This window comes from Streptomyces sp. NPDC018610, assembly GCF_044391765.1.
Taxonomy (GTDB): Bacteria; Actinomycetota; Actinomycetes; order Streptomycetales; family Streptomycetaceae; genus Streptomyces.
This window is the reverse complement of the sequence record NZ_JBISAL010000003.1, coordinates 32,063-45,640: the sequence shown is the minus strand read 5'-3', so window position 1 is coordinate 45,640 and position 13,578 is coordinate 32,063. Positions and strand designations below refer to the sequence as shown.

The window sequence follows — 13,578 nt, the reverse complement described above, 5'->3', positions numbered from 1 at the left end:
CTATTCCGCTTCCCTACTCTGGGTTACGTGCAGCGCCTCTATGACTTCCTCCGCAGACACCCGATGTGGGTCGACGGCTTCTGGGCCCTTGTCCTGCTCGGGCTCTCCTGTGCGAGCGCGGTGGCCGTCGACGGGACGCCCGACCACCACGGATCACTCGGCGGGGCGCTCGCCGTGTCGGTCGTCCTGTGTGTGGTCGTCGCGCTGCGCCGCCGGATGCCGGAGAGGATGGTGCTGCTCGCGGCGGCGACGGGCGTGGTGCAGCTCGCCCTGGACATCGAGACGACGATCGCCGACTTCGCCATGCTGGTGATCATCTACACGGTCGCCGCCTTCGGCGCCCGCTGGGCCTCCCGCTTCGCGCTGGCCGGCGGGATGTGCGCGGCGGCCCTGGCGCAGATCCGCTGGCCGCAGCAGCACTCCAGCGTGCTCGGCCAGGTCGCGATAGCGGTCTTCCAGACGGTGCCGTTCGCGCTGGCCTGGGTGCTCGGCGACTCCATGCGCACCCGGCGTGCCTACTTCGCGCAGCTGGAGGAGCGGGCGGCCCGGCTGGAGAAGGAACGCGAGGCGCAGGCCAAGGTCGCGGTCGCCGCCGAACGCGCCCGCATCGCGCGCGAGCTGCACGACGTGGTCGCGCACAACGTGTCGGTGATGGTCGTGCAGGCCGACGGCGCGGCCTACGTCCTCGACGCCGCGCCCGACCAGGCCAAGAAGGCCCTGGACACGATCTCCTCCACCGGCCGCCAGGCGCTCGCCGAGATGCGCCGCCTGCTGGGCGTGCTGCGCACCGGCGAGCACCAGGAGGGCGGCGAGTACGTTCCGCAGCCCGACGTCGAGCAGATCGAGGAACTGGTCGAGCAGTGCCGGGGCTCCGGTCTGCCCGTCGACTTCCGGGTGGAGGGCACGCCGCGCCCGCTGCCCAGCGGGGTCGAGCTGACCGCGTACCGGATCGTGCAGGAGGCGCTCACCAACACCCGCAAGCACGGTGGACCGAACGCGGGGGCGAGCGTGCGGCTGGTGTACTTCGACGACGGCCTCGGTCTGCTCGTCGAGGACGACGGCAAGGGCGCCCCGCACGAGCTGTACGAGGAGGGCGGCGCCGACGGGCGGGGACACGGTCTGATCGGCATGCGTGAACGGGTCGGTATGGTCGGCGGCACGCTGGACGCGGGACCGCGCCCCGGCGGGGGCTTCCGCATCAGCGCCCTGCTCCCGCTCAAACCGGCGCATTGAACACCGACGCACGCCCCCTGTTGACACCTGTCACGCCCCCCGCGGGCGCCCTGGTGGCCACGGAACACGCCGCCTTGGACGCCCTGACGGCCACGGAACACGCCCCGCCGACGACCGAACGGAAGAGGACCCCCCGATGACGATCCGCGTGATGCTCGTCGACGACCAGGTGCTGCTGCGCACCGGATTCGGGATGGTGCTCGCCGCCCAGCCGGACATGGAGGTCGTCGCCGAGGCCGGCGACGGCGTCGAAGCCCTCCAGGCGCTGCGGTCGACCCAGGTCGACGTGGTGCTGATGGATGTGCGCATGCCGAAGCTGGACGGCGTGGAGACCACCCGCCGCATCTGCTCCGAGCCGAACCCGCCCAAGGTGCTGATCCTGACCACCTTCGACCTCGACGAGTACGCCTTCTCCGGGCTGAAGGCGGGCGCCTCCGGGTTCATGCTCAAGGACGTGCCGCCCGGCGACCTGCTCGCCGCGATCCGCGCCGTGCACAGCGGGGACGCCGTCGTCGCGCCCTCCACCACGCGCCGCCTGCTCGACCGGTTCGCGCCGATGCTGCCCACCGGCGCCCAGGAGCCCCGGCACAAGGAGCTCCAGCGGCTCACCGAGCGCGAGCGCGAGGTCATGGTCCTGGTCGCGCAGGGCCTGTCCAACGGCGAGATCGCCGCCCGGCTGGTGCTGTCCGAGGCGACCGTGAAGACGCACGTGGGCCGCATCCTGACCAAGCTCGGCCTGCGCGACCGGGTGCAGGTCGTGGTCCTCGCCTACGAGACGGGGCTCGTCCGGGCGGGCGGACACGGCTGACCGGACGCGACGACGAGGGCCGTAGGCCGCCCGCGGGCTCGTCCGCAGACCGCCTCCGCCCCCAGGAGCCCGGGCGGAGGCCCGACGCCCCGACTGCCGCGGGACGCTCTCGGCGGGGCTACCGCAGGACGCTCTCCAGGAAGTCGCTGCCCAGCCGCGCCACGGTCGTCACGTCCAGCTGGTGGTAGACGTACCGTCCCCGGCGCCGGGTGGTCACCAGGCCCGCCTTCTTCAGGACGCTCAGGTGCCGGGATATCTCCGGCGCGGACATGCCGTGCGCGTGGGTCAGCTCGCTGGTGGTGAAGGCGCTGCGGGCCAGGCTGCGGCACAGGCGCATCCGCACCGGATGGGCCAGGGCGGACATCCGCAGGGTCAGCTGTTCCACCGAGAGCGGGGCGGCGAGCTCCGTGGGACCGACCGGGTAGTGGAGCACCGGATGCCAGCCGTGGCGGTGCAGGACCATCAGGTGGGGCCGGCCCAGGCTGGTCGGCACCAGGAGCAGGCCGCGGTCCCGCGTCGTGGTGTGGCCCTCGCCGAGCTTGTCGACGGTGATCCGGCCCGCCGCTTCGTCCAGCGCCAGGGCGGGTGACACCGCGGTCAGCGCCTCGGCCAGCCCCTTGTGGCGCAGCAGGTCCGTCTTGTGCCGGGCGTCCGCGGCGAGCTGGTGGCGCAGCCGGGACCAGGTGTCCGCGAAGAACGCCTCGTCGCAGTCCTTGAGGAACTGCCGCAGCCAGTCCCGGATGCGCGGCGGATCGGCCAGCAGCCGCTCGCTGAAGCGCACCTGCTGTGGTCCGCGCGCGGCGGCCAGCTCCAGGGCGCGGCGGCGCAGGGCGGCGTCGGCGAGCGGGCCGGGACCCGGGTCGCTGTAGGGCAGGGCGCAGGTGAACTCCAGCGCCGCGGCCACGAACTGCTCGTCGGACAGCTTGTCGAGCAGGTCCAGCTCCTCGTCGAGCGTGGCGCCGGGCAGCGCGGTGGCCCCGGGTATGCCCGCGTACGGCAGGAAGAGGTCGGAGAACGTCGTCCGCCACAGGAAGTCGGCCTCGCACATCCGGTCCGCCAGGTGCGAGTCGAGCCGCGCGGTCACGCCCGTGACCCAGCCCTGGAGCCCCGGGTGGTGCTGGGGCTCGGACAGCGTGTGCAGCGCCATGCCGAGCTCGGCCAGGGGCGAGGGGACGACGGCGACCTGCTCCGGCCGCAGTCCCGCGATGTCGATGCGCACGCTCATGACCCCATGGTGCACGCCACCACTGACAGCGCCGCCCCGATTGACGGCCCTCGTCAATCGGGGCGACTTCGGCGAAGCGGCGGCGCAGGCTGGGACCACGACCGGGGCGGCCCGGTGACGGTGAGGCCCGGGCCCCCGTCCCGCTCCGGAGTGTCCTCTCCGCGTCCCCGGCGGCGTTCGTACCGCCGCGGCACCGCGGGTGTCCGTCCCCCTCCTGGAAGAGGCTTCGGCATGAGCATCACGCAGCAGTACGCACTCGACGTGTACCGCGCGGCGCGGCACGGCGAGCCCGCCCCGCCCGCGCCGGGCCGCGACGACTGGCAGGTCGTGCGCGAACTCGGCGAGTACCGGCGGTTCCGGGCGGTCCTGGCGGGCCGCCCGGCCCAGGGGCGGCTGCGGCGGCTGTGGGCCCGCCGGGCGCGCCACCAGCCGCACCCCACCTGCTGACGCCCGCCCGGCCGTCCGGCCACGCGCCGCCCGTCCGCCCCGGCTCCTCCGCCGCGCGCCGCCCGTCCTCCGCTACGCGCCGCCCGTCCGCCCCGTCTCCTCGGCCAGCCGGGCGGCGAACTCGGCGACCGCGGCCATGACGTCGTCCGCCGTCCACTCCAGGCCGGCGGCGCGCACGGAGACCTCGGTCCGGGCCAGGCCGGGGCCGCCGGCGTCCCAGGCGCCGGCGAACAGCATCGTCCCGGTCTCCTCGGCCGTCCGGATCGCCGCCCTCGCGACCGGATCAGGGTCGTACGGCAGCCACAGCTGGAACTCGTTGGTGTGCGGCACCTCGGGGTGCACCCGCGCCCACGGCACGCCGGCCGCCGCGAACCCCTCGCGCAGCGCGGCGGCCACCACGCGCGCGTGCCGCACGTAGTCGGGCAGCCGGGGCAGCTCCTCCTGAAGACCGATCAGTGCCGCAAGGGCCGACGGGAACTGCTGGAACACGGTGCCGCCGTACCGGTGCCGCCAGGCCCTGGCCTCCTCGACCAGCTCCCCCGGGCCGGCCAGGGCCGCGCCTCCGTAGCCGCCGAGGGACTTGTAGAACGACACGTACACGCTGTCGGCCAGGTCCGAGATCTCCGCCACGGAGCGGCCGAAGTGCACCGTGGACTCCCACAGGCGCGCACCGTCGAAGTGCACCACCGCGTCGCGCTCGCGCGCCGCCTCGACGAGCTCGGTCAGCTCCTCCCAGGAGGGCAGGAGGAAGCCGGCGTCGCGCAGCGGCAGTTCGAGCATCAGTGTCCCGAAGGGCTCGTCGAGGCCGCGCACCTCGTCCGCGGTCGGCAGCCGGGGCTCGCCCGTCACCCGCACCGGACGCAGGCCGCTCACCTGGCTCAGGGCGTGCCGTTCGTGCACCTCGGGATGGGACAGGGCGTGCAGGGCCACGGCCGGGTCCCGAGTGCGGCCCGCCCAGCAGCGCAGCGCGACCTGCTGGGCCATCGTGCCGGTCGGGAAGAAGGCGGCGGCTTCCTTGCCGAGCAGCCCGGCGACCTTCTCCTCCAGGGCCTCGACGACGCCGTTGCCGTACATGTCCGAGGCCTCGTCGAGGTCGTACACGTCTCCCGCGCGGTCCAGCAGCGCCAGCCGCTCCCGGAGCGTGCCGAGGAACCCGGGTCGCCAGAGCACCCGCCGCGCGCTCCTATACGCGCCCACGCGCCGTTCCCGGAGCCGCTTGAGCCGGTCGCCGTCCGAGAGCGGCGCGTCCGAGAGCCGTGCGCCCTCGAGTGGAGCGTCCGAGGCCCGGCCCCCGGAGGACCGGTCTTGCGTGACCCGCCCCTCCGAGGCCTGTTCCTCCGACGCCTGATCCCGCGAGGTGTGCCCCTCCGAAAGGTGTCCCTTCCAGGGCCGGCCTCCCGAGCCCCGTTCGTCCCGCTGTGCGCTCTGCTCCGCCGAATCGTTCATGCCGCGGATCATCCCGCGCGCCGGCGTACGCGGGCACCCCGATTTCACCGCGCGAGCCCGTGCGCAAGCCCACAGCCTGTGGACGGCCGCACGCCCGCGGGACCCGATAGCGTTAACATGACGAGAAATCGTCCGGTACCCGGAGCGGACTGGAACGGGAAGGCCACCGTCGCGTGATCAGCAGCCAACAGCCAGACCCCAGGGACCGCCCCGCGCGGCTCACCGTCGGCGTCGTCGGCGCCGGCCGGGTGGGACCCGCGCTCGCCGCGTCCCTCCAGCTCGCCGGGCACCGTCCGGTGGCCGTCTCCGGTGTCTCCGACGCCTCCCGGCGACGCGCTGAACGGATGCTCCCCGACGTGCCCCTGGTGCCGCCCGCCGAGGTCCTGGACCGGTCCGAGCTGGTGCTCCTGACCGTCCCCGACGACGCGCTGCCCGGCCTCGTGGCGGGGCTCGCCGAGACCGGCGCCGTACGGCCCGGGCACCTGCTCGTGCACACCTCCGGGCGGTACGGCGCGAAAGTGCTCGACCCCGCCCTGCGCGCGGGCGCGCTGCCGCTGGCCCTGCACCCGGCGATGACCTTCACCGGCACCCCCGTGGACGTGCAGCGGCTGGCCGGGTGCTCCTTCGGCGTGACGGCCCCCGAGGAACTGCGCACGGCCGCCGAGGCCCTCGTCATCGAGATGGGCGGCGAGCCGGAGTGGATCGCCGAGGAGATGCGCCCGCTCTACCACGCGGCCCTCGCCCTGGGCGCCAACCACCTGGTCACCCTGGTCGCCCAGGCCATGGAGCTGCTGCGCGCGGCCGGAGTCGAGGCCCCCGACCGGATGCTCGGCCCGCTGCTCGGCGCCGCCCTGGACAACTCCCTGCGCTCCGGCGACGCGGCGCTCACCGGCCCCGTCGCGCGCGGCGACGCGGGCACGGTCGCGGCCCATGTCGCCGAGCTGCGGCGGCACGCCCCGCAGGCCGTCGCCGGCTATCTGGCGATGGCCCGCGCCACCGCCGACCGCGCGCTCGCCCACGGGCTGCTGAAGCCCGAACTGGCCGAGGACCTGCTGGGCGTCCTCGCCGACGGAGCCGCGGGCGCCCCCGGCGCCCCCGGCGCCGGCGCCGGGGGCCCCGGCGAGGGTCAGGGGGATGACCGATGACCCGCACGGGGCACTCGGCAGGTCCCCACGGCCGCCCGGGAGCCGCCCGCCCCGCCGCTCCCGCGCCGACCGCGCACGCGACGGCACACCCGACGACCCGGACGGCGCCCGGGAACGCGGCTGAGGGCCGCCCGGCGATACCGGCGCCCGAGAACGGAGACGCCCGATGACCACAGCCCTGCTGCGCACCGCCGACGAGCTGCACGCGCGCGTGCGCCGAGGCCGCCGCGCCGTCGTGATGACCATGGGCGCCCTGCACGAGGGCCACGCCACCCTGATCCGGGCCGCCCGCGACCTCGCCGGCAGCGACGGCGAGGTCGTGGTGACCGTCTTCGTCAACCCGCTCCAGTTCGGCGCGGGCGAGGACCTCGACCGCTACCCGCGCACCCTGGACGCCGATATCAAGATCGCCGAGCAGGCGGGCGCCGACGCCGTGTTCGCCCCCTCCGTGGACGAGGTCTACCCCGGCGGCGAGCCGCAGGTCCGGATCACCGCCGGCCCCATGGGGGAGCGGCTGGAGGGCGCCTCGCGGCCCGGCCACTTCGACGGCATGCTCACCGTCGTCGCCAAGCTGCTGCACCTCACCCGCCCCGACGTCGCCCTCTACGGCCAGAAGGACGCCCAGCAGCTCGCCCTGATCCGCCGCATGGTGCGCGACCTGAACTTCGGCGTGGAGATCGTCGGCGTGCCGACCGTGCGGGAGGACGACGGCCTGGCCCTGTCCAGCCGCAACCGCTACCTCTCGGGACCGGAGCGGCGCACCGCGCTCGCCCTCTCCCAGGCGCTGTTCGCCGGCCGCGACCGGCACGCCGCCCAGGAGGCGCTGTGCGCGCGGGCCCGCGAAGTGCCCGCCACGCGCGCGCGTGCCGAGGCCCTGAGCGCCCTCGGGGAGTCCCGCGCGGCCGCCGACGCCGCCGCCGTGGCCCGGGCGACCCCCGGTGCGGCCGCCGCCGTGCGCGCCGCCGCCCGGCTGGTCCTCGACGAGGCCGCCCGCCTGGAACCGCCGCTCGCACTCGACTACCTGGCCCTCGTCGACCCGTCCGACTTCACCGAGATCGGCGACGACTTCACCGGCGAGGCCGTCCTCGCCGTCGCCGCCCGGGTGGGGGCGACCCGGCTGATCGACAACCTGCCCCTCGCCTTCGGGACCCGCGAGTCCCACGGCGACCGGGAAGCCCGTACGTCCGACGAAACCCGTACGTCCCACGAAGCCCACGAAACCCCCGGAGCCGCCTCGTGACCAGCACAGGCATACGACTGCACGCGCCCGCCCCCGGGTGGTCCATCGACGCGGACGTCGTGGTCGTGGGCTCCGGCGTCGCCGGCCTCACCGCCGCCCTGCGCTGCGCGGCGAGCGGCCTGGACACGGTGGTCGTCACCAAGGCCCGCCTGGACGACGGCTCCACCCGCTGGGCCCAGGGCGGCATCGCCGCCGCCCTCGGCGAGGGCGACACCCCCGAACAGCACCTGGACGACACGCTCGTCGCGGGCGTCGGCCTGTGCGACGAGGAGGCCGTACGGATCCTCGTCACCGAGGGCCCCGACGCGGTACGGCGGCTGATCTCCACCGGCGCGCACTTCGACACCGACGACGCCGGCGGCATCGAACTCACCCGCGAGGGCGGCCACCACCGTCGCCGCATCGCCCACGCGGGCGGCGACGCGACCGGCGCCGAGATCTCCCGGGCCCTGGTGGAGGCCGTCCGCGCGCGCGAGCTGCGCACCATCGAGAACGCGCTCGTCCTCGACCTGCTCACCGACGCCGACGGCCGCACCGCCGGGGTGACCCTGCACGTCATGGGCGAGGGCCAGCACGACGGCGTGGGCGCGGTGCACGCGCCCGTGGTGGTGCTGGCGACCGGCGGCATGGGCCAGGTCTTCTCCGCGACCACCAACCCGTCCGTGTCCACCGGCGACGGCGTGGCCCTCGCCCTGCGCGCGGGCGCCGAGGTCTCCGACCTGGAGTTCGTGCAGTTCCACCCGACCGTGCTCTTCCTCGGCCCGGACGCCGAGGGACAGCAGCCGCTGGTCTCCGAGGCGGTGCGCGGCGAGGGCGCCCACCTGGTGGACGCCGACGGCGTGCGGTTCATGGTGGGCCGGCACGAACTGGCCGAACTAGCGCCGCGCGACATCGTCGCCAAGGGCATCACGCGCCGCATGCTGGAGCAGGACGCCGAGCACATGTTCCTGGACGCCCGGCACTTCGGCGCCGACATGTGGGAGCACCGCTTCCCGACCATCCTCGCCGCCTGCCGGGCGCACGGCATCGACCCGGTCACCGAACCGATCCCGGTCGCCCCGGCCGCCCACTACGCCTCCGGCGGCGTGCGCACCGACTCCCACGGCCGCACCACCGTGCCCGGCCTGTACGCGTGCGGGGAGGTCGCCTGCACCGGCGTGCACGGCGCCAACCGGCTCGCCTCCAACTCCCTCCTCGAGGGACTGGTGTACGCCGAGCGGATCGCCGCCGACATCGCGCGCGAGCGGTCCGGGACCGGCCCGCACGCGCGCGTGCCGGTGCCCGCCCCCCGCTCCGAGCGGCCCGGGCACCCGCTGCTCGCCCCCGAGACCCGGTTCGCGATCCAGCGGATCATGACCGAGGGCGCGGGCGTCCTGCGCTCCGCCGGGTCCCTCGCCACCGCCGCCGACCGCCTCGAACAGCTGTCCGCCGAGGCCCGCGGCGCCCTGGACGAGAACGGCAAGACCGCCGAACCCGGCGTCGACACCTGGGAGGCCACCAACCTCCTGTGCGTGGCCCGCGTCCTGGTCGCCGCCGCCCGGCTGCGCGAGGAGACCCGCGGCTGCCACTGGCGCGAGGACCGTCCCGAGCGCGACGACGCCGACTGGCGCCGCCACATCGTCGTACGGCTGAACGCCGACCGGACGCCCGACGTGCACACCACCGAGACCGCAGACTTCCCCCCGACCCGCACCGAGGCCCCCGCGCCCCGCCGTCCCCAGGAGCAGTGACCCAAGTGAGCACCGACGACCTTCCCCTCGCCCCCACCGGCGGCTGCGGCGACGGCTGTGCCTGCGGCGCGGACGCCGACGAGGAGTACATCGAGTGCGGGCTCGACCCCGCGCTCGCCCAGTTGCTGGCCGACGCCGGACTCGATCCCGTGGAGATCGAGGACGTCGCCAACGTGGCCATCCAGGAGGACCTCGCCCACGGCGAGGACGTGACGACCGTGGCGACCATCCCCGAGGAGGCCGTCGCCACCGGCGACTTCACCGCGCGCGAGGCCGGCGTGGTGGCCGGCCTCCGGGTCGCCGAGGCCGTCCTCTCGGTGGTCTGCACCGACGAGTTCGAGGTCGAGCGGCACGTCGAGGACGGCGACCGCGTCGAGCCCGGGCAGAAGCTGCTGTCGGTCACCACGCGCACCCGCGACCTGCTGACCGCCGAGCGCAGCGCGCTGAACCTCCTGTGCCGCCTGTCGGGCATCGCCACCGCCACGCGCGCCTGGGCGGACGTCCTGGAGGGCACCAAGACGAAGGTGCGCGACACGCGCAAGACGACACCCGGCCTCAGGTCCCTGGAGAAGTTCGCCGTCCGCTGCGGCGGCGGCGTGAACCACCGCATGTCGCTGTCGGACGCGGCGCTGGTCAAGGACAACCACGTGGTCGCCGCCGGCGGCGTCTCGGCGGCCTTCAAGGCCGTGCGCGCGTCCTTCCCCGACGTGCCGATCGAGGTCGAGGTCGACACCCTGCACCAGCTGCGCGAGGTCGTGGACGCCGGCGCCGACCTGATCCTGCTGGACAACTTCACGCCGGGCGAGTGCGAGGAGGCCGTGGCCATCGTCGACGGCCGCGCGCTGCTGGAGGCGTCGGGCCGGCTCGCCCTGGACAACGCGCGGGCGTACGCGGAGACCGGCGTCGACTTCCTGGCCGTGGGCGCCCTGACCCACTCCTCGCCGATCCTGGACATCGGCCTGGACCTGCGCGAGGCGGAGTAGGCCGGCCATGCTCCTGACGATCGACGTGGGCAACACGCACACCGTCCTCGGCCTGTTCGACGGCGAGGACATCGTCGAGCACTGGCGCATCTCCACCGACGCCCGGCGCACCGCCGACGAGCTGGCCGTGCTCCTGCAGGGCCTCATGGGCATGCACCCGCTGCTCGGCGACGACCTGGGCCACGGCATCGACGGCATCGCCATCTGCGCCACCGTGCCGTCGGTGCTGCACGAGCTGCGCGAGGTGACGCGGCGCTACTACGGCGACGTCCCGGCCGTCCTGGTCGAGCCGGGCGTCAAGACGGGCGTGCCGATCCTGTTCGACAACCCCAAGGAGGTCGGCGCCGACCGCATCATCAACGCGGTCGCCGCGAACGAGCTGTACGGCGGCCCGGCGATCGTCGTGGACTTCGGCACGGCGACCACCTTCGACGCGGTCTCCGCGCGCGGGGAGTACGTCGGCGGGGTCATCGCGCCCGGCATCGAGATCTCGGTGGAGGCGCTGGGCGTCCGGGCGGCGATGCTGCGCAAGATCGAGGTGGCCCGGCCGCGCAGCGTGATCGGCAAGAACACGGTCGAGGCCATGCAGGCGGGCATCGTCTACGGGTTCGCCGGCCAGGTCGACGGGGTGGTGGGCCGCATGGCCCGCGAACTGGCCGACGACCCGGACGACGTCACGGTGATCGCGACCGGCGGCCTGGCGCCGATGGTGCTCGGCGAGTCCTCGGCGATCGACGAGCACGAGCCCTGGCTGACGCTGATCGGCCTGCGGCTCGTCTACGAGCGGAACGTGGCGCGCATGTGAGGCGCACGTCCCGGGCGCCCCGCCCCACCGCGGCCCCGGGACCCGCACGCGCGGGAATCACGGCGGACGGCGTGGGCGCGCGAGATCTGTTCCTCCGCGGGACGCGTCCCGCGGGAATGGCCCGCACGTGTCACACCCGCGCGCCACGATCGCGGCTTATGTCGAATTTGTCTGATTAGCGCGTATGGTCGGCCCATGCCCACGCCATACGGAACCCGCGGTGGCATCGCCTTCGGCGCGGAGGAGCTGCGTGTGCTCCGCCGCGCCCTGGCCGCCGCCCTCCATCTCCGCCCCGCCCGCGCCGAGGACGTGCAGGACTGTCTCCGCCTCGCCGAGTCGCTCGACGAGGCGATGCGCGAGGGCGCCCGGCTGCGCGCGTTCCTGTTGGCCGACCTGGCCCGCTACCGCGCCGCCCTGCCCGGCACGGCCGTCGGGTACTTCACTCTCCTGGGGGAGGCGCTGGACGCCGGACACCGGCCCGGCCCCGACGACCTCGCCGCCCTGCGGGCCCTGCGCGGCAACCCGGCGGCCGCCGCGCTGCTGCGCCGCTGCGGGGCCTGGACGGGCGCGGCCTCGGTCCCGGCCTCCCGCGGTCCGCTGCGCCCCGCCCCGCCCCGCGCGGTCCTGCCCGCCGCCCGGGCGGGCCAGGGCGGCGAGCCCGCCAAGAAGCCCGCGCCCAAGCCCGCCGAGCGCCCCGCCCGGCCCGCTCCCGCCCGGCCCGGTCCGGCGCCCGCCCAGCCCGCCCCCGCGCCCGGCGGCCCCGGTCCCGCCCGCCGCCCCGTCCCCACCCCCGGCGAGGTCTTCCCGCGCCGCAGACCGGCCCCGCCCGCCGGCGGACCGCGGCAGCGGCTCGCCGCGGTGTGACACCTGGGGCCACCCCGCCCCTGTTTGTCCGGTCGGCGTGGCTACCCTGGAGCCATGGACTACGTCGCCGCACTCGTTCCGCCGGTCGTCATGGCCGTGTTCTTCATCGCGCTGGTCCGGGTGATCGTGAAGACCCAGGGCGGTGCCGCCAAGGCCAAGGAGGACGCGGCCGTCGACGCCGCCCTGGCGCGCACGCAGGCCGGCCAGGGCGCCGCCTCCACCGAGGCCTGACACCTCGGCGCACGGTTCCGCGCACCGCTGTCCCGTACGGCGTCGCGGGGCTCGCGCGCGCCGCACGGCGGACCGTGCGCCCTTTTTGCCCCGATTCGCCGACGAAGCGCACGTCTGGCACGCCATTGACGGGATTTCCTACTAGGGTGCTGAGTTGTGCCTCGCCCATTGGGAGAACTCGAGAACGCGGTCATGACGCGGGTGTGGAAGTGGAACCGCCCGGTGACCGTTCGAGAAGTCCTGGAAGACCTCCAGCGGGAACGGTCCATCGCGTACACCACGGTGATGACCGTTTTGGACAATCTCCATCAGAAGGGCTGGGTACGCCGCGAAGCCGAGGGCCGCGCCTATCGATATGAGGCCGTGTCCACTCGGGCCGCGTACGCCGCCGCACTGATGAACGACGCCTGGTCGCAGAGCGACAACGCCGCGGCCGCTCTCGTCGCGTTCTTCGGCATGATGAGCGACGAACAGCGACGTGCCCTGCGCGACGCCGTAAGGATCGTCGAGGGCACCACGGAAGCCGTCACGGAGTCCACTCGCGAAGCCGGCGCGCAAGGCACCTCGGAAGGCGCCGGGGAACAGACCTCGCGAGGCACGGTACAAGACGCCGCCGAAGTCACGGGCGAAGTCACGGATACCGCCGTAGCCGCGGACGGCTCCGAAACCGGCGGCCACAACCCCGGTTCCGCCGACGGCGACGGCAGGCGATAGCGTCCGCTCATGTCCGCAGAGCGTTCCGAAGTCTCCGCAAAAGCCATCACCCTCCGGCGGGCCCGGACAGGCGATGTCCCGGCCGTACGCCGACTCCTGGACGACTACAGCCGCGCACGCATCCTGCTCGACAAAGCGACCGTGACGCTTTACGAGGACATCCAGGAGTTCTGGGTCGCCGAACGCGACGACAACGCGGAGGTCGTCGGCTGCGGCGCACTCCACGTGATGTGGGAAGACCTGGCCGAAGTGCGCACTCTCGCCGTGCAGCCGGGCCTGAAGGGCGCCGGCGTCGGGCACCGGTTGCTGGAGAAGTTGCTCCAGACCGCGCGCTGGCTCGGCGTTCGCCGCGTATTCTGCCTGACCTTCGAAGTCGACTTCTTCGCGAAGCACGGCTTCGTGGAGATCGGTGAGACACCCGTCGACACCGATGTCTACGCGGAGCTCCTGCGTTCCTATGACGAGGGCGTCGCGGAGTTCCTCGGCCTCGAACGAGTGAAACCGAACACCTTGGGCAACAGTCGGATGCTTCTGCATCTGTAGATCACCGGGGGCGGCCCCGGTGGAACCCCTATGTCCGAAACGCGCATGTTTCCGGTCGCAGTTGAGGGCCGGGCCTCTCCCAGGGGTTTGTGTTTTTTCCGCAAACGCGGTTTGCTTTCCGACGTACTGCAGTACTGCATATAACAAGGGGCAGCGGCTAAACG

The 13,578-nt window shown here is 74.2% G+C and carries 14 protein-coding genes; 12 read left to right on the top strand and 2 right to left on the bottom strand.

Going from position 1 to position 13,578, the window contains the following annotated elements; genetic code table 11:
* Positions 1-27: 27 nt before the first annotated feature.
* Together ACH5A8_RS09755 and ACH5A8_RS09750 are read left to right on the top strand one after the other, a co-directional pair.
* The gene (locus tag ACH5A8_RS09755) at positions 28-1,233 is read left to right on the top strand and encodes a sensor histidine kinase (protein WP_398999901.1); all 1,206 of its coding nucleotides are present in this window, start codon (positions 28-30) and stop codon (positions 1,231-1,233) included.
* Between the two features lie 136 nt (positions 1,234-1,369).
* Complete coding sequence (locus ACH5A8_RS09750) at positions 1,370-2,041, top strand: response regulator (RefSeq protein ID WP_398999899.1); 672 nt, start codon at positions 1,370-1,372, stop codon at positions 2,039-2,041.
* Positions 2,042-2,159: 118 nt separating this feature from the next.
* Here the strand turns inward: ACH5A8_RS09750 and ACH5A8_RS09745 are convergent, their stop codons facing one another.
* The gene (locus ACH5A8_RS09745) at positions 2,160-3,266 is read right to left on the bottom strand and encodes a DUF5937 family protein (RefSeq protein WP_398999897.1); all 1,107 of its coding nucleotides are present in this window, start codon (positions 3,264-3,266) and stop codon (positions 2,160-2,162) included.
* A gap of 231 nt (positions 3,267-3,497) precedes the next feature.
* Here ACH5A8_RS09745 and ACH5A8_RS09740 point away from each other — a divergent pair, with 231 nt between their 5' ends.
* A complete protein-coding gene (locus ACH5A8_RS09740) occupies positions 3,498-3,713 on the top strand; it encodes a hypothetical protein (RefSeq protein WP_398999895.1) in 216 nt (71 codons plus the stop codon).
* A gap of 72 nt (positions 3,714-3,785) precedes the next feature.
* On the opposite strand, the gene ACH5A8_RS09735 is transcribed toward ACH5A8_RS09740, so the two are convergent.
* Positions 3,786-5,171 carry a threonine aldolase family protein gene (locus ACH5A8_RS09735; RefSeq protein ID WP_398999893.1) on the bottom strand — a complete coding sequence of 462 codons (1,386 nt, stop codon included), beginning with the start codon at positions 5,169-5,171 and terminating at the stop codon, positions 3,786-3,788.
* Positions 5,172-5,332: 161 nt separating this feature from the next.
* Here ACH5A8_RS09735 and ACH5A8_RS09730 point away from each other — a divergent pair, with 161 nt between their 5' ends.
* The 9 genes from ACH5A8_RS09730 to ACH5A8_RS09690 all read left to right on the top strand — a co-directional run bounded on the left by ACH5A8_RS09730 (position 5,333) and on the right by ACH5A8_RS09690 (position 13,414).
* Complete coding sequence (locus ACH5A8_RS09730) at positions 5,333-6,304, top strand: Rossmann-like and DUF2520 domain-containing protein (RefSeq protein WP_398999892.1); 972 nt, start codon at positions 5,333-5,335, stop codon at positions 6,302-6,304.
* A 166-nt stretch (positions 6,305-6,470) separates the two neighbouring features.
* Positions 6,471-7,544 (top strand): pantoate--beta-alanine ligase, encoded by a 1,074-nt coding sequence (gene panC, locus ACH5A8_RS09725; RefSeq protein ID WP_398999890.1) that lies wholly within the window; start codon positions 6,471-6,473, stop codon positions 7,542-7,544.
* Positions 7,541-9,274, top strand: a complete 1,734-nt coding sequence (locus ACH5A8_RS09720) for an L-aspartate oxidase (RefSeq protein WP_398999888.1) — start codon at positions 7,541-7,543, stop codon at positions 9,272-9,274. The genes panC and ACH5A8_RS09720 overlap by 4 nt, the downstream gene beginning before the upstream one ends.
* 5 nt (positions 9,275-9,279) lie before the next feature.
* Positions 9,280-10,257 (top strand): carboxylating nicotinate-nucleotide diphosphorylase, encoded by a 978-nt coding sequence (nadC, locus tag ACH5A8_RS09715; protein WP_398999886.1) that lies wholly within the window; start codon positions 9,280-9,282, stop codon positions 10,255-10,257.
* 7 nt (positions 10,258-10,264) lie between these two features.
* Positions 10,265-11,062: a type III pantothenate kinase gene (locus ACH5A8_RS09710; RefSeq protein WP_398999884.1), complete on the top strand. Its 798-nt coding sequence runs from the start codon at positions 10,265-10,267 to the stop codon at positions 11,060-11,062.
* Between the two features lie 195 nt (positions 11,063-11,257).
* Positions 11,258-11,926, top strand: a complete 669-nt coding sequence (locus ACH5A8_RS09705) for a hypothetical protein (RefSeq protein ID WP_398999882.1) — start codon at positions 11,258-11,260, stop codon at positions 11,924-11,926.
* A gap of 54 nt (positions 11,927-11,980) precedes the next feature.
* On the top strand, positions 11,981-12,157 hold the full coding sequence (locus ACH5A8_RS09700; RefSeq protein ID WP_169439781.1) for a hypothetical protein: 177 nt from the start codon (positions 11,981-11,983) through the stop codon (positions 12,155-12,157).
* Positions 12,158-12,349: 192 nt separating this feature from the next.
* A complete protein-coding gene (locus ACH5A8_RS09695; protein ID WP_399000637.1) occupies positions 12,350-12,871 on the top strand; it encodes a BlaI/MecI/CopY family transcriptional regulator in 522 nt (173 codons plus the stop codon).
* Between the two features lie 9 nt (positions 12,872-12,880).
* Complete coding sequence (locus ACH5A8_RS09690) at positions 12,881-13,414, top strand: amino-acid N-acetyltransferase (RefSeq protein WP_398999880.1); 534 nt, start codon at positions 12,881-12,883, stop codon at positions 13,412-13,414.
* Positions 13,415-13,578: the final 164 nt, after the last annotated feature.